This window comes from Paraburkholderia sp. FT54 (assembly GCF_031585635.1).
In the GTDB taxonomy this organism is placed as follows: domain Bacteria; phylum Pseudomonadota; class Gammaproteobacteria; order Burkholderiales; family Burkholderiaceae; genus Paraburkholderia.
On the sequence record NZ_CP134195.1, the window covers coordinates 1680367 to 1706358 of the forward strand.

The window sequence follows — 25992 nt, forward strand, 5'->3', positions numbered from 1 at the left end:
GTGCCGACGCGAATGAGCGGGCGTCCGGACCCAGAGGTAGCCCGCTGCGCCCGAACGCGCAAACGAAACCCGATCGAACCTGAGGCGAACCGCCAAGCGAAATCCAGGGGCCCGATGGCGCGAAAAAAACCGCCCGAAATTCGCTAAGCTGCTGTTAGTGCAGTGAAAACCAGGGAGGTATCGCGTATAATTCGCTTTTGCGCCTATAGGATTTGCCATGCGTCTGATCCAAACAGCACTCACGTTCGATGACGTGCTCCTCGTCCCGGCTTTCTCCGATGTTCTGCCGCGCGACACCAGCCTCAAGACCCGGCTGACCCGCAACATTTCCCTGAATATGCCGCTCGTGTCCGCCGCCATGGACACCGTCACCGAAGCCCGCCTCGCCATTGCGATGGCGCAAATGGGTGGCGTGGGCATCATCCACAAGAATCTCACCGCAGCCGAACAGGCGCGTGAAGTGGCCAAGGTCAAGCGTTTCGAATCGGGCGTCGTGCGTGATCCGATCACGGTGCCGCCGCAAATGAAAGTGCGCGACGTGATCGCGCTGTCGCAGCAGCATGGCATTTCGGGCTTCCCGGTCGTCGAAGGCGCGCAACTGATCGGCATCGTCACGAACCGCGACCTGCGCTTCGAAGAGCGTCTGGACGAACCGGTGCGCAACATCATGACGCCGCGCGAGCGCCTCGTCACCGTCAAGGAAGGCACGCCGCTCGCCGAGGCCAAGGCGCTGATGCACAGCCACCGGCTGGAGCGCGTGCTGGTCATCAACGACGCATTCGAACTGCGCGGCCTGATGACCGTCAAGGACATCACCAAGCAGACCGAACACCCGGACGCGTGTAAAGACGAACACGGCAAGCTGCGCGCGGGCGCGGCGGTCGGTGTCGGCGCGGACAACGAAGAGCGCGTCGAGCTGCTGGTGCAGGCGGGCGTCGACGTGATCGTCGTCGACACCGCGCACGGCCACAGCCAGGGCGTGCTCGAGCGCGTCAAGTGGGTCAAGCGGAACTTCCCGCACGTCGAAGTGATCGGCGGCAACATCGCCACCGCGGCGGCCGCCAAGGCGCTCGTCGAATACGGTGCGGACGGCGTGAAGGTCGGTATCGGTCCGGGCTCGATCTGCACGACGCGGATCGTCGCCGGCGTGGGCGTGCCGCAGGTCACCGCGATTTCCAACGTCTCCGAAGCGCTCAAGGGCACGGGCGTGCCGGTCATCGCCGACGGCGGCGTGCGCTTCTCGGGCGACGTCAGCAAGGCGCTGGCGGCGGGCGCGAATGCCGTGATGATGGGCAGCATGTTCGCCGGTACCGAAGAGGCACCGGGCGACGTGTTCCTGTATCAGGGGCGCCAGTACAAGTCTTACCGTGGCATGGGCTCGGTCGGCGCGATGAAGGACGGCGCCGCGGACCGCTACTTCCAGGACAACTCCGCGAATATCGACAAGCTGGTGCCGGAAGGTATCGAAGGCCGCGTCGCCTACAAGGGCTCGGTCAACGCGATCCTCTTCCAGCTGATCGGCGGCGTGCGCGCCAGCATGGGTTACTGCGGCTGCCGCACCATCGCCGAGATGAACGACAAGGCCGAGTTCGTGCAGATCACGGGCGCGGGCTTGCGCGAGTCGCATGTGCATGATGTGCAAATCACCAAGGAAGCGCCCAACTACCACGTGGACTAAACGCCAATGAAGCCATTGCTGCGCGCTGTACTCATCCTCGATGCCTTGCTGTTGCTTGCGTTCGGCCTGCTGTTCCTGCTGACGCCGTGGACTTCGCTGTACAACGCGCTGCTTCTGGTGCAAACCCAGCCGGCTCTGGTCGGCCAGGGGTTTGGCGTGGCGCTGATCGGGCTGGCGTGGCTGGCCTTCCATGCGTCGGTCGACGGCGCGCTCACGTCCACCGTCGCCAAGGTGGTCGGTCATGTGAACTGGCTGACCGGCGTGCTGATGTTGGTCTGGCTGCTAGGTTTGCATGCGCCTGAGCTGACCGGCTTCGGTCAGATCGTCGCGGTGCTGACCGGCGTGGTGCTGCTGGTGATCGGTCTGGGCGGCGTGCGTTTGGCGGGAGCCGTGCGGCGGCGCGAAAGAGTGCGGCTCGCTGAAGCCGCCGCTGCCGAGCGCGCCGAGAAGCAGGCTGCCAAAGACGCCGCGAAAGACGCGGCCAACCGGCGCGAGCCGGGCCGTGTCACCGCGGGCTTTCCGGTCTATCACGCCGAGCCGGTCGTCGAGCCCGTCGTGCCGGTTACGCGGCCTGTCGGTTCCGTGAGTCCTGTTGCAGGGGCACCGCTTCATCCGGTGGTCGACGAAGCCAGTCTGACGCCGTCCGAACGCGCAGCGCGGGCAGAAGCCGCCGCCGCGCGAGACGAAGCCCGCAATGGCGCAGCCGATGCGCCCGGCGCGCCCCGGCCGCCGTTTCATGGCTGACGCGTTGCGCGCCACGCCATCCGCCAAAGCATCCGGATCCGGTTTGCGTGCGCTGCGGGCAATTGCCTGCGCCAACATGCTGCGTCGTTACGTTTCATGCTCGATCGTCCCCACCTGGACCGCTTTGAATTCAACGCCGCGCCCTGCGCGCGGCATTCCGTATCCGCTCTCTTTTGACTCCGTCCGCTGCCATGCATGACAAGATCCTGATCCTCGACTTCGGTTCGCAAGTCACCCAACTGATTGCACGTCGCGTTCGCGAAGCCAACGTGTATTCGGAAATTCATCCCTACGACGTCGATGCGTCGTTCATTCGCGACTTCGCGCCGAAGGGCGTGATCCTGTCCGGTGGTCCGAGCTCGGTCACCGAAACGGATACGCCGCGCGTGCCGCAAGCCGTGTTCGAACTCGGCGTGCCGGTGCTCGGCATCTGCTACGGCATGCAGGCCATGGCCGAGCAACTCGGCGGCAAGGTCGATATCGGCCATTTGCGTGAGTTCGGTTATGCCGAAGTGCGCGCGCGCAATCATACGAGCCTGCTCGAAGGCATCAGCGACTTCACCACGCCCGAAGGCCACGGCATGCTGAAGGTGTGGATGAGCCATGGCGACAAGGTGCTGGAAATGCCGCCGGGCTTCGCGCTGATGGCGTCGACGGAATCGTGCCCGATCGCGGCGATGGCCGACGAAAAGCGCCATTTCTACGGTCTGCAATGGCACCCGGAAGTCACGCACACCGTGCAGGGCCGCGCCATGCTCGAACGCTTCGTGCTACAGATTTGCGGCGCGCAGCCCGATTGGGAAATGGGCCACTACATCGACGAAGCCGTCGCTAAGATCCGCGAGCAGGTCGGTAAGGAGCACGTGATTCTGGGCCTGTCGGGCGGCGTGGATTCATCGGTGGCGGCGGCGCTGCTGCATCGCGCGATCGGCGATCAACTGACCTGCGTGTTCGTCGATCATGGCCTGCTGCGCCTGAACGAAGCCGAGCAGGTGATGGCGACCTTCGCCGATCACCTCGGCGTGAAGGTGATTCACGTCGACGCCAGCGAAGTGTTCCTGCGCAAGCTGGCCGGTGTGACCGATCCGGAAGCGAAGCGCAAGATCATCGGCGCGGAATTCGTCGAAGTGTTCCAGACCGAAGCCGGCAAGCTGACCGACGCGAAGTGGCTGGCGCAAGGCACGATCTATCCGGACGTGATCGAATCGGCCGGCAAGGGCAAGAAGGCCACGCAGACCATCAAGAGCCACCACAACGTGGGCGGCCTGCCCGAGACGCTGAATCTGAAGCTGCTCGAACCGTTGCGCGAGCTGTTCAAGGACGAAGTGCGCGAACTCGGCGTCAAGCTCGGTTTGCCGCCGGCGATGGTGTACCGCCACCCGTTCCCGGGCCCGGGTCTGGGCGTGCGGATTCTCGGCGAAGTGAAGCGCGATTTCGCGGACCTGCTGCGCCGTGCGGACGCGATTTTCATCGAGACGCTGCGGACCTTCATCGACAAGGAAAGCGGCAAGTCCTGGTACGATCTGACGAGCCAGGCGTTCGCGGTGTTTTTGCCGGTCAAGAGTGTTGGCGTGATGGGCGACGGCCGGACTTATGAATACGTGGTCGCATTGCGTGCCGTGCAGACGCTGGACTTCATGACCGCGCATTGGGCGCATTTGCCGCACGAACTGTTGGGCCACGTGTCGAACCGGATCATCAACGAAGTGCGCGGCATCAACCGGGTGGTGTATGACATCTCGGGTAAGCCGCCGGCGACAATCGAGTGGGAATGATTCAGACCGTCCTCGCACGGCCTTGTCCGATACCGTCAAGCCTGTCTGACGGTATCGGCTGACGGTATACGTCCGAGCACTTCGTCTGCTCACAGACATGCGGTTGCGCGCGCAAGCCGGCCAGCAAATCCATAAGGTTGCCGATCGGCGGGGGCTATATGCGGCAGTCACGCCGTCAGGCGCGGTGAGCCTCCGGCTTCGATCGTCGACAATCGGGCGCCGCGAAATCCAATGGAGCGGCGAGCGCGCAATCCCGCACAGCTGATCAACTCCCCGTCGCGTCCGCACCGACTTCTCCCGTCTTCAAATCCGTAGGCCGAAGGTGCGCCCAGGCTCACGCATTCATCCCACCATCCACCGTAAGATTCGCGCCGGTAATGTAAGAGGCCTCCGGGCCGGCGACGAAAGCTACCATGCCAGCGATTTCCTCAGCGCGCCCATAGCGGCCGAGTGCGGTGGCTGCCTTCTGCGGCACCGCCCAATCGCCTGAGGCGGGATTCAGGTCTGTATCGATCGGACCCGGCTGGACGTTGTTCACCGTGATGCCCCGACCTCCCAGCTCCCGAGACAGCGCCTGAGTGAACATCCTGACGGCTGCCTTCGTGGCTGCGTAAGGCACCAGTCCGGGCGCAATGGCACGCTCGCCGACCGCCGAACCGATCATGATGATGCGGCCACCGTCGCCAAGGTGCTTCAGCGCAGCCTTGGTCGTAGCGAACACGCCGCGGACGTTGATGTCGATCACCCGATCCATCTCCTCCAGTGTCGTGTCTTCGAACGGCTTCGGAATGGCCGTGCCGGCATTGTTCACCAGCACATCCAGCCGACCGAAGGTCGCAAAAGTTTTTTCGACCGCGGCCTCGATAGCTTTGACGTCAGTAGCGTCGGCCTGGATCGCGATAGCCTTTCCGCCATTGAGTTCGATCTCTTTGACGACGGCCGAAGCCGCGCTGGCGTCCTTCGAATATGTCAAGGCCACCCGCGCTCCATCCGCGGCGAGACGCTTCGAGATTGCCGCACCGATGCCGCGTGAACCGCCGGTAACGAGTGCCACTTTTTGAGCTAAGTTAGGCATGTGATTTCCTAAAGTTTCCGTGCGCGGTTCACCGCGTCACCAATCCAGTTAATGATTGACCGCTGTCGAAGCGGCCGGCCGCTCGTCGATCGCATCCACGCGATCCGGATAGAACGCGAGGTGATTGCGGATTTGTGCGACGGCATCGTATGGGTTCTCGTAGGTCCAAACGGCGTTGACCGCGCGCTCGCCGCCGGCCGGAATCGAGAAGTACGCGCAATCGCCCTTATATGGGCAGTAGGTCGCGTGGTCGGTGCGCTCGAGCAAGGTCATGTCGATATCCTTTCGCGGGATGTAGACGACCGCTGGGTAATGGGCTTCGCGCAGCGTCAACGCATCCTGCGTATCGACGATGATCTTTCCGGCCACCGTGACCACCACCCGCGACGGATTGCGTTCGATGGTGATCGGATGGTCCCTGCCTGGAATCTTCACTGACCGGGCGGTGGGAGTGGTATTGCTGACCATGGGTGTCTCCTTGAGTTGGCGCTTCAGCGCCGGTGCAATGCGTCATGCGGCGGCGCTCGGCCGGGCGGATACCTCGTCGTACCATCGCTGGAACGCGGAGTGTTCGACTGGAATCCGCATCTTCAGCGCGTTGGCGGCGAAGTCGACGGTCACGAGCGTCGTGATGTCCGCTGCGGAGAAATCATCGCCGGCGACGAACCGGACTGTCTCGAGTCGCTCGTTGAAGTCGGCGAAGAAGTCGGCTACGCGCTGTTTGCTTCGCGCGATCAGTTCGGGAATCTGGTCATAGGCATGCGGACCTGACAGCGCACGGCCTTTCAGGCCCGTGACCGCGTTACGCACGCCTTCCATGACCGGCGCGAAGCCGTCCAGTTCCGCGCGGCGTTCCCACATCGTGACGAGGGCCTTCGACTTTGCCGTGGTGCCCAGCAACGGGGTGTGCGGATACGCTTCTTCCAGATAACGCCAGATGGCGAGCACTTCCGCGATGACGGCGCCGTCGGCGAGGACCAACGCCGGCACCTGGCTGCGCGGATTGATTGCGAGGTAAGCATCGGAAAACTGTTCTTTGGCGCCCAGGTCGACAGGCTTCATCGGGATGTCGATCCCCTTCTCGGCGATGAAAATGCGCACACGGCGTGCGTTCGGAGAGCCTTTCGATTCGTACAGTATGGGTGTGGCGGTTGTCATTGGCATCATCCTTTCTAATGTCTCGTATCAATATGGATGCCTGATTAATCCGGCATCTCGAAGAACCTGGGAACGGGCGCGAATCGGATGAGTCTAGAGTTTCGAGCCGCCGTCGACACGCAGCGTTTCACCGGTAATCCAGCGCGCTGCGTCCGAGGCGAGAAAGGCAACCGTTCCGCCGATGTCATCAGGTTGCGCGACGCGCTTTAACGCCTGCATGCCGAGCGCGACCTCGCGTCCCGCGTCGGTCCTGGTGAAGTTCGACATGTCGGTTTCGACGACGCCGGGCGCAACTGCATTCACGCGAATCTCGCGTTCACCAAGTGCCGAAGCGAAATGCCTGACGAGTGTATCGACCGCCCCCTTGGTGGCCGCGTATGCGGGGAACTTGCCGACCGCGGCACGCGCCGCGAGCGACGAGAGCAGGACGACGCTGCTGCCTTTGCACATCACGGGCAGTAACTGCTGCACGAGGAAATAGGGCGCGCGCACATTCACGGCAAAGAGGTCGTCGAAATCTTCGATGGTCGTTTCCTCGATGCTCGCGGCCTTTGAAATGCCGGCGTTCGCCACCAGAATGTCCAGACGATGGCCGATAACAGCGCGTACGCGTTTTGCGAGCGTATGCGGGCCGTCCGCGTCGCGCAGATCCGCGGCGATTTTCTGGGCGTTGCCGCCGGCCGCGCGGATTTCGGCGACGACAGCATCCGCCGCCTGTTCCCCGCTGCTGTAGTGAACGAGCACCTGTGCGCCTGCTTTCGCGAGTGCGAGCGCACTGGCGCGGCCGATGCCGCGTGAGGCGCCCGTGACGAGCGCGGTCTTTCCGGTGAGGTGGGTCATGAGATTGCTCCTGGTTGCTGTGGGTTCGTCGTTCGTCGCGGTTTGCCGGTAGGCTCCGCGACGCCCCTTGTTCGCTAATCTAGTGGTCGATTGCGCAAAGCAAAAAGACTTTGTAGGCTGGTGGGCATGCCTATGAGGCATCGGGTGCGGGCGAGGAGCATATGGAACTTCGACATCTGCGGTATTTCGTTGCCGTCGCGGAGACGGGCAGCCTCACGGTTGCGGCCGAACAGCGTCTGCACACGTCGCAGCCGTCTCTTAGCCGGCAGATTCGCGATCTGGAAGACGAGGTCCGCGCGGAACTGTTCAGCCGCAGTGCGCGCGGCGTCGAACTGACTGCAGCGGGCAAGGCTTTTCTCGACCACGCGCGGCTGGCGCTTGCGCAGGTCGACGCCGCGACCGAGGCGGCGCGCCGCGCGGCGCAGCCGGCGAAACAGGCCTTCGCGCTGGGCTTTCAGACCGGCGAGGAAATAACCTGGCTGCCGCGCGCCATGCAGGTTCTGCGCGATGAATTGCCGAATATCGACGTCACCGTATCGAGCAGCTATTCGCCGGACCTCGCCGATGCGCTAGCGCGTGGCCGGCTCGACCTCGCGTTTCTGCGGGCCGAACCGGGATTCGATCTCGACTATCGCGTCGTCTGCAGGGAGAAGCTCATTGTGCTGATGCCTAGCGACCACCGGCTGACCGCGCGAACAGCGATCCGCCCGGAAGATCTCGTGGGCGAGACGTTCATCATGGCGTCGAACAAGGCGAGGGTGCTGCACGAAGTGATCGAGAGGTATCTACAACAGAGCGGGGTCGAAATCACGCCCGACCACGGCGTCGACAATCTCGCAATGGCGATGTCCCTCGTGGCGTCCACGCGTGGGCTGGCGTTGATGCCGGAGTACGCGACCAACCTGCTGCCATGGTCGGTCGTCAGCCGCCCCCTTGAAGGCGATGCCCCGACGGTTGATCTCGTCATTGGCTACAGCAGGTCGAACACCTCTTCAGTCCTTAAGCTGTTCCTTTCGAGAGCGGAAGAACTCTCGGCACCGTTCACTACACGAGCCTCATGAGGAAAAGCCCGGCGCGTGTCAACCACCGGGCTCGCACACGACCTTGAACTTGACGAGGACGGCCGGCCCAAACGCGTTGCTGAGTGCAACATCGGTCGCGTCGCGACCTCGCGCCATCAGCACGCGGCCTGTCCTGGGCGCGTTGTTCCGGGGATCGAAAGTCTGCCAGCGATCACCCAGATATGCTTCAAACCATGCGCAAAAGTCCATTGGCGCGTAGGGCGGCGGCAGACCGACATCGCTGATATAGCCGCTACAGTAGCGCGCAGGAATGTTCATCGCGCGACACAACGCGACCGCCAGATGTGCGTAGTCCCGGCACACACCGACTCTTTCCTGATAGGCCTCGTGAGCCGTTCTTGTCGGCCGGGCTTGCTGGTAGTCAAAAGCGATATGCCGATGCACAAAGTCGCAGATCGCCTGCACGCGAGGCCGCCCTTGGGCTGTGCCGCCAAACAGCGCCCATGCCGTATTCGACAGCAGGTCGGTTTCACAGTACCTGCTTCCCAGAAGAAACTGCATGCACTCATCAGGCAAGTGCTCCACAGGACTCTGGTAGTTCTCCGGCGGTGGCTCCTCGGGGTGGTCCGCTACGCTGAGCAAGGCCTCCGTCGAAAGCGCAAGGTAGCCGCTGGAGGGTGTAACCAGACGGCTGCAAAGGTTGCCGAACGAGTCGTGATACTGGGTTAGGGGTATCGGCGGATCGACTTGCAGGCGATCCGCTTCAATCACATCATCCACGTGTGAGGAATGCGTGTTTAGCATGAGTAGCATGGGGATGGGCTGGCTGCACGAAAAGACCAGTTCGAATCCGACGCGAAGGTTCATGGTCCCTCCGCTTTTACGAAGCAACCGCACCGCTTGCGACGCAATGCTCGTCCGCAACCATGTGCTCGGGTCCCAACGACCGCCCGCATGCAGGGCACGCCGGCGTCGTCTCTGAAAAGAGTGCGTCGAGGCCGTCGTACACTCCCTTGTGAGACAACTCGCGTAGCGTTGCGAGGTACCAGTGCGAGCGGCCGTCGTCGTATCTGCTCTCGACGATCGAGCCTCGATGCCCACATGGGCAGATAACGTGAGTAATCGTACGGGATGCCATGATGCTCTCCAGAGGCTCGGCACCCGGTCGCGCTGTCAGACTGCCAGCTTCAGGATGCTCAGGGCCAGAATTGGGTTTCGGTCACTTCAGTTGTGTCGGGTCAGCGCCGCAGATTGGAAGCAGCGATTCCACCCGGGTCATTTATCAATGCACAGCGCAACAGATGTACCTGGCATTTGCGAATCGCGGACGTCGCACGAATAAGGCGCGGAGTTCACGTGGCTGGACATAAACGAGCAGATCCGCTCGCGATGAGGCAAAGGTCGCGAGGAAATCACTTTTCGCCTTAAATGCCTGTGTTCTCGCAAAATCTGGTTTCGACAAAGTCGGGTTTCCGACGCCACAACCGACGATGCGCCGTGAGCCGGGGCCGTGCGCAACACCTATGCCTGGTCCGTCACACAAAACGATCATCCAGCCGGTGCTCAAACAGGTGTTGCGGTGCAACATTTATCCGCTTATGCTGAGGTCAATGACGGGACTGCGGGAAGCGACGCGAACGCGTCGCCGCCGTGCTTTTGAATTACGACGCGCGCGTTGAGCGTTGAGCCCCTTCATATTTTTCCGACCTTGCCGCGCTTGAACTGTCGGCCCGAAAATCCCGACGGTCACGTGGGCGTTTGCCCCTTTCAACAAACATTAAATGCCGTGCCGGCACATTCCCGTTCGCGCGAAATTCAATATTTTTAGGCATCCATACCAAGTGGATCTTTATATGGAAAACATAACTCCTATTTCGTCACGCCATGGACCCGTCTTCGACGTCTCAAGCAGCTGGTTCTGTCTCTTTGCCGAGGTTTGTGAACTGCTCAGTGCAACGACGCAAGTGGTGCGTCTGCGCACTGTGCGCATGGCATTGGCGGGTCCGGTGCCCAGTCCGCGTGACCGGGCTGAGTTCAGCATCATGGGCATTGAAAAATGCGAGGCCACATCCGAATCGATAGTGGCCATGAACACCGGGCTGGTCAACCTAGCCGTCGAGTTCACCAGCGATACCTGCAACCTGATCCGTGCCATGTCAGCGGCGCCTGGCGCATTCGCCTCAAGACGCCCCGTCACGCAAGGGTGTGAACATCGGCCAAGTTTTTTGACGGCCGTCATTCAGTCTCCTTCGAACCCCTTGTACCTGGCGGGTTCGATGACCTCTCTGGTCCGGGAAATGCTCGCGCCGATTCATGGCCGTGCCACCGCGAATGCAAGACGCCTGGGCGCGGAATGACCGCCGCCATGGAGCGGCCGCGCGCGAAAGCTCGTCCTTCGTTAACTGAACGAAGCGATCGGGAAATAGCCCGGATTCCCTCGAAACTGGAGGGGGTATCGGAAACGATGCTGTGGACGCTCTACGACCGGGCCTGCGAATCGCGCCGCGCCGACGCGATTCTGGTGGATCCCGATAGCGTGCGCATCTGCAACGCCATTGACTATGATTTCGCGGGGCACTTCGGCCATCCCTTTGGCTCCTTCTCCGCGCGGGCTGCGGAAATCGATCGGCTCCTGAAAGACTGGCTCGACCGGCATCCGAAAGGATGGGTCATATCGCTGGGCGAAGGGCTTGAAACACAGGCTCATCGTGTAGACAACGGCCACATGACCTGGCTCACGGTCGACTTGCCGCCGGCAATTGAACTACGCGAGCGATTCCTGCCTTCTTCGAGGCGCTTTCGCTGCATCGCTTCCAGTGTTTTCGAGCCGGATTGGGCAAATGGGATCAAAGCCAGCGCTGATGTTTTTGTCGTGGCGCAAGGGCTGTTCATGTATCTCCAGCCAGATGCGGTGAGACGCCTGTTTATCCGGATCGCCGAGCGCTTTCCGGGTGCCGAGATTGCATTTGACGCGATCCCGCGCTGGTTTTCCGGACTCACCCACTGGGGTGTCATGACAACGCCGCGTTACCGTTTGCCGCCGATGCCGTGGGGCATCAATGGCGACGAGATACAAACGTGTCTGCATGGCTGGTCGCCGGAGATCGCAGCGCTGCGCACGTTCGAGTATTGCGCACCACGAGGCTGGTCACGGCTGGCGGCCGACCTTTGTCGCCTTCATCCGCTTGGCAAGAGTCATTTGCCGTTCCTCGTGCATGTGAAATTGAAGGACCGTCGACTATCCGGACGGGCGGGATGACCGGCGTCGATGTCGCAACGTCGCATGAACGGGCTGCGCATTTGTTTCATTGCTGAGGCCAAGGCGACGCGCGCTGCGAACTCACCTCCTTCAGGCGGGCACTATGCAAAACAAGATTGTCACCGCTGACGACGCCATTGCGTTGATCCGCGATGGCGACGCGGTCTGTTGTTCGGGCTTTGTCGGCATTGGTACGCCGGACGAGTTGATCACGGCTTTGGCCCGGCGTTTCACGTCATCCGGCTTTCCACGCGATCTGACGCTGGTGTTCGCGGCCGCGCCGGGCGACGGCAAGGACCGCGGACTCAATCGCGTCGCGCTCCAGGGATTGGTCAAACGCGCTATTGGCGGTCATTGGTCGCTAGCGCCGAAGCTCGCTCGAATGGCAACCGACAATCTGATCGAGGCATACAACCTGCCGCTTGGCACGATGTCGCATCTATATCGCGACATCGCGGCCCACAGGGCAGGCACGCTCAGACAGGTGGGATTGGGCACCTTCGTCGATCCGCGTTAGGCGGGAGGGAAGATCAACGCGAGGACAACCGAGGATCTGGTTAGCACTATCGATCTCGACGGCAAGACCTGGCTTTTATACAAGGTCTTTCCGCTCAACGTCGCGCTGATTCGCGGCACGACGGCCGATCCGGAAGGCAATATCACGATGGAACGCGAAGCGCTGGTGCTCGATGCGCAGGCAGTCGCGATGGCAGTTCACAATTCAAACGGACTCGTCATCGCGCAGGTGGAGAGGATCGCGGCGAGCGGAACACTCGACCCTCGCGCAGTCGTGGTTCCGGGCATCTTCGTCGACCGTGTCGTAGTCGCATCGCCCAGTGCGCAGCCGCAGACTTACGGGACGGCCTATAACCCGGCGTTTTCCAGCGCGATCAGGATTCCGGCGGGAGCGAACGAATGCCCGCTGCTCGACGAGCGGAAGGTGATGGCTCGACGTTGTGCGTTCGAACTTCCGCTTGATGGCGTGATCAACCTGGGTATCGGCGTGCCTGAGCTGGTCGGCGCGGTCGCCGCGTGACAGGCGCGGCTTACGCTCAGCTGGGTGCGATGCCGATGGTGCTGATCACCGGTCAGAAGGCCATCATGACAGCGCGCCAGGCGCGCTTTCAGATCGTCGACATCGTGGCGACGATGAAGCCGCTCACCAAGGCGTCCCGGCAGATTGTCAACGGCGCCAGCATTCCGACCATGGTGCGCGAGGCATTCCGCGTGGCTGCGCAGGAGCGGCCGGGTCCGGTGCATCTCGAGTTGCCGGAAGACGTGGCCGCCTCGGAGGTAGGCAGTGGCATCCCGTTGATTCCATTGCATGCGGTCGACCTTCCTGTCGCCGGGCAGGCGGCAATCGAGCAGGCTGCCGCCTTGCTGAAGAGCGCCCAACGTCCGCTGGTCATGTTCGGCGCGGCCAGCAACCGGCCCCGTCTTGCCGGGCAGTTGACCGACTTCATCCGGCGCACGGGCATGCCGTACTTCAACACGCAAATGGGTAAGGGGACCGTGTCCGCAATCGGTCGCGAAGAGACGTCCGAACTCTGGATGGGAACGGCGGCGCTAAGCGAACGTGACTACCTGCACGAGGCGATCGAGCGCGCCGACCTGATTCTCGCCATCGGCCACGACACGGTCGAAAAGCCGCCTTTTATCATGGGGCCCGGCGGGCCGATGGTCATTCACGTCGGATATACGCCGGCCAATGTCGAACAGGTGTTCTTCCCGCACGCGGAAGTGGTCGGAGACCTCGGCTTGAGTCTAGGGCGCCTGGCTGATCTGCTGGAGGGAGACCTGCCGCGCGCGGCGGCGTTGGCGCCGCTGCGCGAAGATATCCTGAGACGCACGCTGGGACGGGCGGAGGAATCGCGCTTTCCGTTGACTCCGCAACGCATCGTTCACGACGTGAGGAAGATCATGCCGGCCGACGGCATCCTTGCGCTTGACAATGGCATGTATAAACTCTGGTTCGCACGGTGCTACAGAACCCGCAGCGCGAACACGCTATTGCTCGACAATGCGCTGGCAACCATGGGGACGGGCTTGCCATCGGCGATGATGGCCGCGATTCTTTATCCGGATCGTCGTGTCATGGCTGTTTGCGGTGACGGCGGATTCATGATGAACTCGCAGGAACTCGAGACGGCGGTGAGACTGAAGCTCAATCTCGTCGTGTTGATCATTCAGGACGATGCCTACGGAATGATTCGCTGGAAGCAGGCCGTCGACAAATTCGCTGACTGGGGACTGACTTTCGGTAACCTCGATTTTGTCAAATATGCGGATGCGTACGGCGCAAAGGGCAGGCGCATTGAGACGGCGGAGGCTTTGGCTCCGGCATTGGAGAGCGCGTTCGGCGAAGGCGGGGTACAACTGGTCATCGTTCCGGTTGACTACTCGGAAAACGTCCGCGTCTTTGTTGAGGAACTAGGCAATCGGGTCATGGAGGTCGCGTAATGAAGATCAAGGCAGCAGTACTGGAAACAATGGGCGCAGCGTATCCGTATGCCGTTTCCCGTCCATTGCGTATCGACGAGGTTGAGCTTGCACCGCCGGGGCCTGATGAGGTGCTTGTCAAGATCGCCGCTGCGGGCTTGTGTCACTCCGACCTGTCCGTCATCAACGGCGATCGGCCGCGCCCCATGCCGATGGCACTCGGACACGAGGCCGCTGGCGTCGTCGCCGAACTGGGGGCAGGCGTTACCGATCTTCAGATAGGCGATCATGTCATGGTGGTATTCGTGCCAAGCTGCGGCCACTGCGCGCCTTGCGCCGAGGGCCGCCCAGCCTTGTGCGAGCCGGGCGCGGCGGCGAACGGGGCCGGCACGCTGCTCTCCGGCGCACGTCGGCTTACGCGCGGTGGCGAGACATTGCATCACCACCTTGGCTGCTCGGTGTTTGCGGAATACGCGACCGTATCGCGGCGCTCGGTCGTCAGGATCGACGCCGGCGTGCCGCTCGACGAAGCCGCGCTATTCGGATGTGCCGTGCTCACGGGCGTCGGCGCGGTGGTGAATACGGCGCAAGTGCGTGTCGGCGCGTCTGTTGCCGTGGTCGGGCTGGGCGGTGTGGGCCTGGCGGCCCTGATCGGCGCACAGGCGGCTGGCGCTCGCCAGATCATCGCCGTCGACCTGTCCGATGCGAAACTGGAGCAGGCGCGCGCCCTCGGCGCCACGCACACGGTCAACGCGGGCCGCGATGACGCCGTCGAGCAGATCCGTGTATTGAGCTCAGGCGGGGTCGAGTTTGCCTTCGAATTCGCAGGCGCCATTCGCGCGCTGGATCTCGCTTATCGCATCACCCGTCGCGGCGGCTCGACCGTCACCGCAGGTCTGCCGCCGTCTACCGCGCTATGGCCGCTGCCGGCAGTGAGTCTGGTCGCTGAAGAGCGCACACTCAAAGGCAGTTATATCGGCACGTGCGTGCCTGCCCGCGACATTCCCCATTACATCGATCTTTATATGCAGGGCAGGCTGCCGGTCGACAAACTACTCACCGGCCGCCTGACGCTAGATGAAATCAATCATGGCTTTGATCTGCTCCACGAAGGAAAAGCGATCCGGCAGGTCGTAGTGTTCGGATAGTGCCTGACTCGGTCCACTCGACTCAAACCGAAGCGTTGCCGCCATGTCCATGAAAGCGGGCGAGAAACTGCCTTGCGCGCAGCGAGTCCGGCGAGCCGAAAAATTTGGCCGGCGTCGCCGTTTCGACAACCCGGCCGACGTCCATGAACACGATGCGATCGGCTAGCTGTCGCGCGAATTCCATTTCGTGCGTGACGACTGTTCATCTTGAAATGAAGCCTTCGACGTGCCGGCCGAAATTGACGACAATGTGTCCACGGGAACGATTGCGGTTATGCTCCGTCGTCGGAGACGCCGGCTGACTCTAAAGAAGGAAACATGAGACAACTGTTGCTCGCTGCCTTCGCAGCCACCTCTTTCGCGACTTGCGTTCATGCGCAAAGCAATGCGTCCGGCCCGCTCGCCACGCCCGCGGGCAACCTTCAATTTATGCGTGTCGACCACGATTTCGTGGGGATGCTCGACAAGGAAATTTTCGATCGCTTCAGCGCGGCCACGCTCACGCATTTCGATGAGGTCGGCAACGCAAATGACAGCGTCACGCGCACGCTCGTCCAGACCGATTCCGGCCCGGTGCTGTACGACTTTCGCCACCATCCGCCGCTAGTGCAACGCTCCGGTATGCGCATGACGGTCAAGCGCGTGTTCTGGCAAGGCGATGAAGTCGTGATGCAAAGCTCGCAAGGCTGGTTCCGATTCAAACACGGTGTGCTGACGAAGTTGCAGTCGTCTGTGACGACGTACCATTGATTACGCGCACCCCAAACGCACGAGCGAGCGATGACGTAGGTCGGGTCGCCGCGCACGCACTGCGGAATGGAATAACCGCAACCATCACGCTATTCGTTCTCTGAAAAGTTCGCCTATATCAGGAAGCGAGACGGCCAGTTCGCTGATGTGCACCCGCAGATAACGTGCGCGTTCAAACGACGCCTTTTTTCCTCAGCTCACCGAGTTCATCCCTATCGATCCCACACAGCGATACCAGCACGTCATCGGTATGCTGCCCGAGCGTCGGCGGCGCGCTTCGATACTCGATCGGCGACGCTGACATCCGGATCGGATTGGCCACGCTGGGCGCGCTGCCCGCGAGCGGATGAGGCAAATCCACCCGCATACCGCGGTATTGGACCTGTGGGTGTGCGAACGTCTGCGCGATGTCGTTGATCGGTCCACAAGGTATGCCCGCGGCCGCGAGCGGCGTCACCCACTGCTCGATCGTGCGCGTGATCAGGAGTTCCTGAATCATCGGGACGAGCATTTCACGGTTCATCACGCGTGCCGCATTCGTCGCAAACTTCGGATTGGTTGCCAGATGTGCGCAATCCGCAATCTCGCAGAATTTGCGGAACTGTCCGTCGTTGCCGACCGCTAGCACCATTTGCCCATCTTTGGCCTTGAACACCTGGTAAGGCACGATGTTCGCGTGTGCATTGCCCTCGCGCTTGGGCGTCTTTCCCGATACCAGGTAGTTGAGGTTCATATTCGCCATTGCCGCGACCTGCACATCGAGCAATGCCATGTCGATGTATTGGCCTTCGCCCGTCTCGGTGCGATGCGCCAGTGCGGCCAGGATGCCGACGGTTGCATACATGCCCGTCATCAGGTCGGCAAACGCCACCCCGACCTTTTGTGGGCCGCCACCCGGCAGTTCGTCACGCTCACCGGTGATGCTCATCAATCCGCCCATGGCCTGAACGATGAAGTCGTAACCGGCCATCTTCGAGAGCGGACCGTCTTGTCCGAAGCCCGTTATCGAGCAATAAACGAGCCGCGGATTGACGGCGCGCAGATCGCTGTATGCAAGCCCGTAGCGTGCCATGTCGCCGACCTTGTAGTTCTCGATGAACACGTCGCATTGCTGCGCCAGCTTGCGGATGATGGCTTGTCCTTCGCGCGTCGCAATGTCCAGCGTCACCGATTTTTTGCCGCGATTTGCCGACAGGAAATAGGCCGACTCGCCAGTGGCATTGCCGTCATGGTCGTGCAGATAGGGCGGCCCCCAGCTGCGCGTGTCGTCGCCCGTGCCGGGACGTTCGATCTTGATCACTTCAGCGCCCAGGTCCGCCAGCGTTTGGCTCGCCCAAGGGCCGGCCAGGACGCGGGACAGATCGAGAATGCGAAGGTGTGAAAGTGCGCTGGACATGAACGTCATCCTCAAGTCGAAGGTAATTCGGGTGTTTCCGATTGGTCCGCTGTGCGGACCAATGAGATAAAATCTGAGCTGATACGCACATTAACGGACCGGGCCTGGAATGTAAACACCGTTAAATAGCCGATACGGCCAGGCGAAATGTCCCCTAAAAAGGCGATGTAAACAGTGCCCGTACCGCGTCATATGGTTTGCTGCGTAAAAATGGCACGATCATGCCAAAATGGTCCGCTTTGCGGACCGATTTTCGAAAATGTTTGACAGGGAGATTTTCACCATGACAGGATTCGGCAAAAGCAAGGGTTCGGGAAAGCAGGAGCAGAGTGCGGCCATGTCGAAGACGAAGAACGCGGCGGGATCATCGGTCCCTCCGTATGAGCAACGTGACATTGCGCGTTTCGACGAAGAGGCGGGCTCGGATCGGCAGTTCGTGACCGCGCTGGCGAGGGGACTCGAGGTGTTGCGCTGCTTCGGCCCCGGGGAGCGCTATCTGGGGTTGTCGGAGCTGGCTCGTCGCACGAACCTGCCAAAAGCAACCGTGGCGCGATTGGCGGGCACGCTCGCGAAGCTGGGTTATCTGCGCTACTCGGAGTCGCTCGGGAAATATAGCCTTGGGACCGGTGTTCTTTCGCTTGGCTACTCGATGCTGTCGAATCTGGACATCCGCGATGTCGCGCGGCCGTTCATGCAGGAACTTGCCGAGTATGCGCGCGCGTCGGTGGCCGTCGGGGTGCGTGACCGCCTCTCGATCGTCTACATCGAGTGGGTGCGCAGCAGCGCGCCGATTACGGTAATGCGTGCCGTCGGCGTCCGGTTGCCGCTCGCGACGACGTCGATTGGACGGGCGTACCTTGCGGCGGCACCCGAGGATGAACGCAGCGAGGTGCTCGAGCAGGTGCGTCTTCAGGACGAATCGGACTGGCCGCGCATCAAGCGCGGCATCGATCAGGCAGTGAAGGACTATGAGGAACGCGGCTTCTGTCTCTCGGTGGGCGAATGGGACAAAGATATTGCAAGCGTCGGCGCGCCATTCACGGCACCCGATGGCACGCGCATGGCTTTTAACTGCGGCGGCCCGGCATTCGTGATGAGCCGGGATACGCTGGAAAACGACATTGGTCCACGCCTCGTGGACCTTGTGCAACGTCTGGGTGCCGCCATAGGGCGGCGCTGACCGACACATGGGACGCTCGAACGAAGCGTCCTTCTGGAATCAGGAATACAGATGATCCGTGACCATGAAACGCTAATCCTCCTTCTCGGCGCAGTTTCGCGCTTCGTGCGCGAGCGGCTCATCCCCGCTGAGGATGAAGTGGCGGAGACAGACCAGATTCCCGCCGCCATCGTTGCCGAGATGCGCGAGCTCGGGCTTTTCGGCCTTTCCATCCCCGAGGAATACGGCGGTCTCGGGCTCACGATGGAAGAGGAAGTGCTTGTGGCGTTTGAAATCGGCAAGACGTCGCCATGTTTTCGCTCGTTGTTCGGCACCAATGTTGGTATCGGGTCGCAGGGAATCATCATCGACGGAACGGCGCAACAGAAGCAACACTATCTGCCGAGGCTCGCGTCGGGCGAACTCATCGCCTCGTTCGCGCTGACCGAGCCGGGCTCGGGCTCGGATGCCGCTTCGCTGTCTACGCGGGCCGTGCGCGACGGTGACCACTACATCATCGACGGCACCAAGAGCTTCATCACGAACGCACCCGAAGCCGGCATCTTCACCGTCATGGCCCGCACCGATCCCGAGGTCAGAGGCGCGGGCGGCATCTCGGCATTTATCGTCGAAAGAGGCGTCCCCGGTGTATCGCTAGGGAAAATCGACAAAAAGATGGGGCAGAAGGGCGCACATACCTGTGACGTCATCTTCGAAAACTGCCGGGTGCCCGCGCGAAACCTCATTGGCGGTATCGAGGGAATTGGCTTCAAAACCGCCATGAGAGTACTGGACAAGGGGCGTCTGCACATTGCCGCGATTTGCGTTGGCGCGGCCGAGCGCATGCTCGACGATGCGCTTCACTACGCGATGGAGCGGCAGCAGTTCGGCAAGCCGATCGGCGAATTTCAGCTTGTCCAGGCCATGCTCGCCGATAGCAAGGCGGAGCTCTACGCCGCCCGTACGATGGTGCTCGATGCGGCTCGCCGCCGTGACAACAAGGAAGACGTGTCCACGGAGGCATCGTGCTGCAAGCTGTTTGCTTCCGAGATGTGTGGCCGTGTCGCCGATCGTGCTGTGCAGATCCACGGCGGCGCGGGATATGTCTCCGAGTATGCGATCGAACGCTTTTACCGCGATGTGCGGCTGTTCCGCATTTACGAAGGCACGAGCCAGATTCAGCAACTTGTCATTGCGCGAAACATGATGCGCGACGCGAGTATCTGATCGCTGCCGCCGTGTCGAAATAGTGAAGTGGGCGGTGACTGATCACCGCCAATCGTTTGCCGTAAAAAGCACCAGAGAGTGCTTGCGGCATGTTTGTCCCATGGAGGAGCGTAGATGGAAGTCAATTCGTTTAGCCAGCAAGGCTTGATTGCCCGTGATCGCGTATGGATCGTGGCGTTTGTATTTGCTTTTCTCGGCTTGATGGTCGACGGAGCAGACCTGATGTTTCTGTCCTATAGCCTGTCGAGTCTCAAGCGCGAATTCGGACTCTCGAATGTAGAAGCGGGGGCGCTCGGCAGCATCACGCTCGCGGGCATGGCGATCGGCGGCATCTACGGCGGATGGGCCTGCGATCGCTTCGGCCGCGTGCGAACGGTGGTCTGGACTATCGCGGTATTTTCGATTGGTACGGCCGCGCTCGGCTTCACGCAGACCTTCTCGCAGTTCGCTGCCTTTCGCTTCATTGCATCGCTTGGGCTCGGCGCACAGTACGTCGCGTGCAATACGTTGATGTCCGAATATTCGCCTACCCGATTTCGTTCGACGATCCTCGGCACGCTACAGGCGGGATGGTCAGTGGGCTATGTCGTGGCAACGATTCTGGCCGCCTGGATTCTGCCGGCATTCGGCTGGCGTTATCTCTTCTTCATTTCGATTGTTCCTGTCGTCCTCGCGCTGATCATGCAGCGTATCGTTCCCGAGCCGGAGAGTTACGTTGCTTCGCGGGATGCGCGTCGTCGCGGCGTCGCCGTCGGAAAAGAAAACAGCGCGGGTACGATGAAGCTCGTCTTCGGCGATCAGGCTCACCGTCGCATGTTCATGTTGTGGTCGCTGACAGCGGGTCTGCTGCAGTTTGGTTACTACGGTGTCAGCAACTGGATGCCGACCTACCTGGAGAAGGAACTGCATCTGAACTTTTCGTCGATGACGAGCTATATGGTCGGCACCTATGTCGCGATGATCCTCGGAAAGGTCATGGCAGGCTGGCTCGCGGACAAGTTTGGCCGGCGAGCGGTGTTCGCATTCGGTGCATTCGGCGCCGCGGTGTTCCTGCCGGCTATCGTGCTGTGGCACACGCCCGGCAACATTGTCTATCTGATGACCTTTTTCGGCCTCCTTTACGGGATGCCGTATGGCGTGAACGCGACTTACATGACCGAGAGTTTCGAGGCCCGCATTCGCGGCTCGGCCGTCGGCGGCGCATACAACCTGGGACGTGCCGGTGCGGCGATCGCCCCCGCCGCGATTGGATTCCTTGCAACGAACGGAACGATCGGTCTCGGTTTTCTGGTCATGGGCGGGGCGTACTTTCTTTGCGGTCTTGTGCCCGCGCTCTTCATCAGGGAGAAGCTCTACGATCCGCAGAATGCGTGACCGTAACGACTGACCGCGGCCGTACCTGCGCAGTTTGCGGGACGGCGGCATATGTGTTCATTGGGGATTTTATGAAGATTCTGGTGCCAGTAAAGCGCGTAGTCGACTACAACGTGAAAGTTCGAGTCAAGTCGGACGGCACGGGCGTCGACATTGCTAACGTGAAGATGTCGATGAATCCGTTCGACGAAATCGCGGTTGAAGAAGCGGTGCGTCTGAAAGAAGCGGGCGTGGCGACCGAAGTGATCGCTGTGTCGGCGGGCGTGATGCAATCGCAGGAAACGCTGCGCACGGCGCTGGCGATTGGTGCGGATCGCGCGATTCTGATCGAGTCGGGCGAAGAACTGCAGCCGCTGGCTGTCGCGAAGCTGCTGAAGGCGCTGGTCGACAAGGAACAGCCGCAGCTGGTCATTCTCGGCAAGCAGGCCATCGACGACGATTCGAACCAGACCGGCCAGATGCTCGCTGCGCTGGCGAATTTGCCGCAAGCCACGTTTGCCTCGAAGGTTGTCGTGGCAGACGGCAAGGCAACCGTTTCGCGCGAAGTGGACGGCGGCGCGGAAACGCTGTCCTTGAAGCTCCCCGCAGTCATCACCACCGACCTGCGCCTGAACGAGCCGCGCTACGTGACGTTGCCGAACATCATGAAGGCGAAGAAGAAGCCGCTGGAAGTCCTCAAGCCGGAAGATCTGGGTGTCGACGTCACGCCGCGCCTGAAGACGCTGAAAGTCGTCGAGCCGCCGAAGCGCTCCGCCGGTGTGAAGGTGCCGGATGTGAAGACGCTGGTCGAGAAGCTGAAGACCGAAGCCAAGGTGCTTTAAGTAGAACGGCAACCATGTTGCATGGGACTGGAGCAAGCGCCAAAGCGCTAACTCCAGTCGACACGGAGATAGAGCAAATGACGAATCTGGTAATAGCAGAACACGACAGCGCGTCGATCAAGGCCGCGACGCTGAACACGATCGCAGCGGCGCAGAAGATCGGTGGCGACGTTCACGTGCTGGTCGCAGGTCACAACGCACAGGCCGCAGCGGATGCGGCAGCGAAGATCGCAGGCGTTAGCAAAGTGTTGCTCGCCGATGCGCCGCAACTCGAAGCCGGCCTCGCGGAAAACATCGAAGCGACGGTGATGAACATCGCGAAGGATTACACACACATCCTCGCGCCGGCCACCGCTTACGGCAAGAACATCGCGCCGCGTATCGCCGCGAAGCTGGACGTCGCGCAGATCAGCGACATCACGGCAGTGGACAGCCCGGATACGTTCGAGCGCCCGATCTACGCAGGCAACGCGATCGCAACGGTGCAGTCTCAGGACCCGATCAAGGTCATCACGGTCCGCACGACCGGTTTCGATGCCGTGGCAGCCGAAGGCGGCAGCGCGACGGTAGAAAAGATCGAAGCGGCAGCCGACAGCGGCATTTCGTCTTTCGTCAGCCGTGAAGTGACGAAGCTGGACCGTCCGGAACTGACGTCGGCGAAGATCATCGTCTCGGGTGGCCGCGGCCTGGGCAACGGCGAGAACTACACGAAGGTGCTCGAACCGCTGGCGGACAAGCTGAACGCAGCGCTGGGCGCATCGCGCGCAGCAGTCGATGCGGGCTTCGTGCCGAACGACTATCAGGTCGGCCAGACCGGCAAGATCGTCGCGCCGCAGCTGTACATTGCAGTCGGTATCTCGGGTGCGATCCAGCATCTGGCCGGCATGAAGGATAGCAAAGTGATCGTCGCGATCAACAAGGACGAAGAAGCGCCGATCTTCAGCGTCGCGGACTATGGCTTGGTCGGAGACCTGTTTGCAATAGTGCCGGATCTCGTAGCGACTACCTGAAGCAAACTCCAATTTCTTCAGGTCAGGACTGGCACCAGGTCGGCAAATGGGCGGCACGACGCTCGACAGTCATCTGCGGCTTGCAGGGCAGAGCAGGGAACACCCTCCAGCAGCCGTCGTCGTGTCGAAAGAAGAAGAGTTCGTGCGCATTGATGGAATGGCTGGATGCGACACACACATATCGCCTTCTGTCCAAGCGCGTCCGGCTGAAGAGCGTAACGTGCACGGGTCGCGTTGTCGTCGGCCCGAGCCATTTGTCGACCTGATAGCGTAGCGAATGTTCTTCAACGGTTTTCATGTCAAACCTCGAATTCGCGATTTCGCGGCCGCGCGACATCTATTGCATGTTTCGGCGCGTCGGGAGTTGCCAGCTGGAATACGATGCATGTCACTCGTGTGCTTCCAGCGCAAGCAGATTCAGAATGATCAAAATGACCCGCCGATTTTCGGCGATGATTTCGATGCCGAGCGTATCTCTCATCCAGCTGCCAATTTTCGTGCTGGCGAAGTCCTCCGGATTCGCCGACTTCTTCAAGGTGACTCCGAGCTTTTGTGCGTGATAGTGGTAGGACGGCAGGCAATGATGATCCGCGATGCCTCTGAGCCCTCCCTTGCTGCCGCAGTGGGTCCCGAGGCTCCCTGCCAGGATGATCCGGTCTGCCTCCGCAAGCGCGCTCACGAACGCGGCCGCGGCCTGCCGCGTTCGCCGTTCGTCGAGGCCGTACTCGACGAGAACCGATTCGACGGGGTCGTCGAGCGCGAGCGCGCGGGCATCGAGCTCGGCGGATATGCCATTGACCTCGATTGACACGTTGTGGCGGTGGCTTGCACTACGCAGGCAGTCGATCAGGTAACGCCGGAAATATGCGCAAATGGCGTAGGCGCTCATCGGCACACCGTTCGCCGGTTCGTGCGGCGTAATGTGGTTGGTCCCCAGTCGCAGCACGCGATAAAAGATGAACTGCGCGATGAGTTCGTCTTTGTCTTCGGACAACGCCCGCAATTCGGACGGATAGTAGCGCCGTAACGCTCGCCTCACGATCGCGTAGACGCAGCCCATCTCCGTACCGGAAAGATTGGTGCGCCGATGCCAGAGAACAGACAGCGTCGCGACGTCGTCACTGAGATTGACGCCGTCAGGGAAGGTCAACTCCGCCATGACGTTCTCCAGCAGCTATGAGCGAAATCGGGTTCGTGCAAATGCGCTTGCCCTGCGTCGTTCGCCTCGGCGCGCGACGCGACGAAAGAGCCCGTAGCCGGGAAATGCGCGGTTACGCAGGTCGCGGCAGACGCCGCGCACCGCCAGTGGCTATTGCGATTTGCAAGGGCGAAATGGAAAGCGGCAGGCGAAATCATGAGGTCTCCTGGTACGGATTCGACTCGTTCATTGAAGCCTGCCCGCCACCGGCCTTGGCACGCTTTGGGATCTCGGTGGGCACGCATGATCGCGTGATTGGCGCACCGTTCGGGACGCTTGAAGAGTAGGACTGAGGGGGGCGCGTGCCTATCGGCTAGACGAACTACATCGGGTGTCGTGCAAAGACGCTCCCGACGCATGGGGACGAAAGCGCCGCGAACAGTTGCGCGACGGCGCCTGCAGCGCCGGATCTCATGCCGGCCGGTCGCAAGGACTAGTTCAAACGTCGTAGATCATTGGACGCGCGAGGGCGTCAAGACCGACCCGGGATACGCTCTGCAACATGCCCGCATCGAGCATCCTCGACGAGATGGCTCATGGCGGATTTCAGGAGCGCGTTTCCTATCGCGTTCCAATTCGGTCACCCAGGGCTTTTGTCTGATTTTAACTAGGTTAAGCATTTGCAAAACAGAGAACGTCATTTCTACCATGATCCCCAAAGGCGGCGATCGTCAGGAGAACAATGCGAGATTGGCAACCTCCGGCTCTGGGCGGTTAAGAACGATACTGTGCAACGCGATCACGATATCCTGAAACAATATCGGCTCCAGTTTTGAGCTGGAGCTTCAACAATCGATTGCCCTGAACGCGGTGCACATGTACATTTTGCTCACCGGACCGGCGGGACTCTTTCGCGAAGGCGTCGAGGCGCTGTTGCGCGGATTCGCGCAGGATGCCGAAGTGCTCGCGTCGAATTGCCTGACCACGAATTGGCCAAACGATCGCAAGCCGGATTGCGTCGTCATGGACGGCGACTGTCTGCGCCGGGCGAGCGATGAGCTGGAAGCCGCGCGCCGCCATACTCGCACGACGCCCGTCATCGTTCTCCTGAGCGACGCGCAACGCCAGCACGTGGACGACCTGCTCGCGGCGGGTGTTTCGGGTTGCGTGGAGAAGTCGGCCTCGTCCGAGCTGCTTTTCAGTGCGTTGCGCCTCGCGTTCGCGGGCGGTGTCTATCTGCCCCGCTCGCTGGTTGCGGCGAGCCTGCACGAGCCGCTCGCGGCTGCCGGAGTCGATGCTGCGCAAGGCCTGCCATACCCGAACCCGCATCTGCACCTTACGCCGCGACAGATCGAAGTACTCGCGCTGCTCGCCCGCGGGCGCTCCAACAAGATGATCGCGCGTCATCTCGATGTCGCGGAAGCGACAGTCAAGACGCACCTCACGACCATTTTCAAGGCGCTGAACGTTTCCAGCCGTGGTGAAGCGAGTGCCGTTGCGGCGCGTATGGAAAGGATCCGCGACGCGCAGGTCGACAAGGCGATCAACGGACACGTCACGGTCGGCCGACTGCTCGCCAACATGCAAAGCCATCGCTTCCGCTCGGGCGAAGTGCTGTTTCGCAAGGGCGACGCCAGCGGCGAACTCTTCTACATCGAGAAGGGCACCGTCAGGTTGAGCGAGCTCGGCATCGACATGGGTGCGGGCACGGTGCTTGGCGAAATCGGGCTCTTCTCGCCGGGGTATCGCCGTACGTCCACGGCCGTATGCAAGACCGACTGCGAGATGAGGACGGTCTCCGCAGCCGACGCTATCCGCCTCTACTATCAGGAGCCGGAGTTCGCCCTTTATCTGATCCAGCTGATCGCGAGCCGCCTCCAGGCCGACAAGTCCAGACCTGCATAGCCGCGGCCGCGGGGCTCGATGCGCGCGCCCGCCGCTGAAAGCGCGGCGCCGCCGCGGCACTGTCGATTTCCGTG

Annotated in this window: 22 protein-coding genes and 1 pseudogene; 16 read left to right on the top strand and 7 right to left on the bottom strand. The window is 61.4% G+C overall.

All coding sequences use genetic code 11. The features are described 5' to 3' along the window. Nucleotides 1–217: 217 nt before the first annotated feature. The 3 genes from guaB (at nt 218) to guaA (ending at nt 4197) form a co-directional block, all read left to right on the top strand. On the top strand, nt 218–1678 hold the full coding sequence (gene guaB, locus RI103_RS07920; RefSeq protein ID WP_132373943.1) for an IMP dehydrogenase: 1461 nt from the start codon (nt 218–220) through the stop codon (nt 1676–1678). A 6-nt stretch (nt 1679–1684) separates the two neighbouring features. Continuing rightward, a complete protein-coding gene (locus RI103_RS07925; RefSeq protein WP_310814790.1) occupies nt 1685–2422 on the top strand; it encodes a hypothetical protein in 738 nt (245 codons plus the stop codon). 191 nt (nt 2423–2613) lie between these two features. Further along, a complete protein-coding gene (gene guaA, locus RI103_RS07930) occupies nt 2614–4197 on the top strand; it encodes a glutamine-hydrolyzing GMP synthase (RefSeq protein ID WP_310814791.1) in 1584 nt (527 codons plus the stop codon). A gap of 334 nt (nt 4198–4531) precedes the next feature. Here guaA and RI103_RS07935 read toward each other — a convergent pair whose 3' ends face one another. The 4 genes from RI103_RS07935 to RI103_RS07950 all read right to left on the bottom strand — a co-directional run bounded on the left by RI103_RS07935 (nt 4532) and on the right by RI103_RS07950 (nt 7270). Further along, nucleotides 4532–5272, bottom strand: a complete 741-nt coding sequence (locus tag RI103_RS07935; RefSeq protein ID WP_310814792.1) for a 3-oxoacyl-ACP reductase family protein — start codon at nt 5270–5272, stop codon at nt 4532–4534. Nucleotides 5273–5320: 48 nt separating this feature from the next. Further along, nucleotides 5321–5740, bottom strand: coding sequence for a DUF427 domain-containing protein (locus RI103_RS07940; RefSeq protein ID WP_310814793.1), 420 nt, complete (start codon nt 5738–5740; stop codon nt 5321–5323). Between the two features lie 42 nt (nt 5741–5782). Continuing rightward, nucleotides 5783–6430: a glutathione S-transferase gene (locus RI103_RS07945; protein WP_310814794.1), complete on the bottom strand. Its 648-nt coding sequence runs from the start codon at nt 6428–6430 to the stop codon at nt 5783–5785. A gap of 93 nt (nt 6431–6523) precedes the next feature. Continuing rightward, nucleotides 6524–7270: an SDR family oxidoreductase gene (locus RI103_RS07950; RefSeq protein ID WP_310814795.1), complete on the bottom strand. Its 747-nt coding sequence runs from the start codon at nt 7268–7270 to the stop codon at nt 6524–6526. A gap of 161 nt (nt 7271–7431) precedes the next feature. Between RI103_RS07950 and RI103_RS07955 the strand changes: the two genes are divergently transcribed. Further along, a complete protein-coding gene (locus RI103_RS07955; RefSeq protein ID WP_310814796.1) occupies nt 7432–8331 on the top strand; it encodes a LysR family transcriptional regulator in 900 nt (299 codons plus the stop codon). An 18-nt stretch (nt 8332–8349) separates the two neighbouring features. Here the strand turns inward: RI103_RS07955 and RI103_RS07960 are convergent, their stop codons facing one another. Then, a complete protein-coding gene (locus tag RI103_RS07960; protein WP_310814797.1) occupies nt 8350–9159 on the bottom strand; it encodes a transglutaminase family protein in 810 nt (269 codons plus the stop codon). A gap of 986 nt (nt 9160–10145) precedes the next feature. Here RI103_RS07960 and RI103_RS07965 point away from each other — a divergent pair. The 6 genes and pseudogenes from RI103_RS07965 (at nt 10146) to RI103_RS07995 (ending at nt 15888) form a co-directional block, all read left to right on the top strand. Beyond that, nucleotides 10146–10649 (top strand): polyhydroxyalkanoate granule-associated phasin, encoded by a 504-nt coding sequence (locus RI103_RS07965; RefSeq protein ID WP_310814798.1) that lies wholly within the window; start codon nt 10146–10148, stop codon nt 10647–10649. Continuing rightward, nucleotides 10646–11551, top strand: a complete 906-nt coding sequence (locus tag RI103_RS07970) for a class I SAM-dependent methyltransferase (protein ID WP_310814799.1) — start codon at nt 10646–10648, stop codon at nt 11549–11551. Before RI103_RS07965 ends, RI103_RS07970 begins: the two co-directional genes overlap by 4 nt. A 103-nt stretch (nt 11552–11654) precedes the next feature. Then, nucleotides 11655–12587, top strand: a pseudogene (locus RI103_RS07975) (CoA-transferase). Nucleotides 12588–12622: 35 nt separating this feature from the next. Next, nucleotides 12623–14011 (top strand): acetolactate synthase large subunit, encoded by a 1389-nt coding sequence (locus tag RI103_RS07980; protein ID WP_310814800.1) that lies wholly within the window; start codon nt 12623–12625, stop codon nt 14009–14011. Beyond that, nucleotides 14011–15138, top strand: a complete 1128-nt coding sequence (locus RI103_RS07985; protein WP_310814801.1) for a zinc-dependent alcohol dehydrogenase family protein — start codon at nt 14011–14013, stop codon at nt 15136–15138. Before RI103_RS07980 ends, RI103_RS07985 begins: the two co-directional genes overlap by 1 nt. Before the next feature lie 318 nt (nt 15139–15456). Further along, nucleotides 15457–15888, top strand: coding sequence for a hypothetical protein (locus tag RI103_RS07995; protein WP_310814802.1), 432 nt, complete (start codon nt 15457–15459; stop codon nt 15886–15888). Between the two features lie 172 nt (nt 15889–16060). Here RI103_RS07995 and RI103_RS08000 read toward each other — a convergent pair whose 3' ends face one another. Then, nucleotides 16061–17284: a CaiB/BaiF CoA-transferase family protein gene (locus RI103_RS08000; RefSeq protein ID WP_310814803.1), complete on the bottom strand. Its 1224-nt coding sequence runs from the start codon at nt 17282–17284 to the stop codon at nt 16061–16063. A 337-nt stretch (nt 17285–17621) separates the two neighbouring features. On the opposite strand from RI103_RS08000, the gene RI103_RS08005 reads away from it, so the two are divergent. The 5 genes from RI103_RS08005 to RI103_RS08025 all read left to right on the top strand — a co-directional run bounded on the left by RI103_RS08005 (nt 17622) and on the right by RI103_RS08025 (nt 22875). Next, entirely contained in the window at nt 17622–18464 is an 843-nt protein-coding gene (locus RI103_RS08005; protein ID WP_409076980.1) for an IclR family transcriptional regulator, read from the top strand. Nucleotides 18465–18515: 51 nt separating this feature from the next. Then, on the top strand, nt 18516–19670 hold the full coding sequence (locus RI103_RS08010) for an acyl-CoA dehydrogenase family protein (protein WP_310814805.1): 1155 nt from the start codon (nt 18516–18518) through the stop codon (nt 19668–19670). A 114-nt stretch (nt 19671–19784) separates the two neighbouring features. Beyond that, on the top strand, nt 19785–21044 hold the full coding sequence (locus tag RI103_RS08015; protein WP_310814806.1) for an MFS transporter: 1260 nt from the start codon (nt 19785–19787) through the stop codon (nt 21042–21044). Nucleotides 21045–21115: 71 nt separating this feature from the next. Further along, nucleotides 21116–21865, top strand: a complete 750-nt coding sequence (locus RI103_RS08020; protein ID WP_310814807.1) for an electron transfer flavoprotein subunit beta/FixA family protein — start codon at nt 21116–21118, stop codon at nt 21863–21865. Nucleotides 21866–21942: 77 nt separating this feature from the next. Further along, nucleotides 21943–22875 (top strand): FAD-binding protein, encoded by a 933-nt coding sequence (locus RI103_RS08025; RefSeq protein WP_310814808.1) that lies wholly within the window; start codon nt 21943–21945, stop codon nt 22873–22875. 388 nt (nt 22876–23263) lie between these two features. On the opposite strand, the gene RI103_RS08035 is transcribed toward RI103_RS08025, so the two are convergent. Continuing rightward, a complete protein-coding gene (locus RI103_RS08035; protein WP_310814810.1) occupies nt 23264–24034 on the bottom strand; it encodes a hypothetical protein in 771 nt (256 codons plus the stop codon). A gap of 855 nt (nt 24035–24889) precedes the next feature. Between RI103_RS08035 and RI103_RS08040 the strand changes: the two genes are divergently transcribed. Beyond that, nucleotides 24890–25918 (top strand): LuxR C-terminal-related transcriptional regulator, encoded by a 1029-nt coding sequence (locus RI103_RS08040; RefSeq protein WP_310814811.1) that lies wholly within the window; start codon nt 24890–24892, stop codon nt 25916–25918. The last annotated feature ends 74 nt before the right edge of the window (nt 25919–25992 follow it).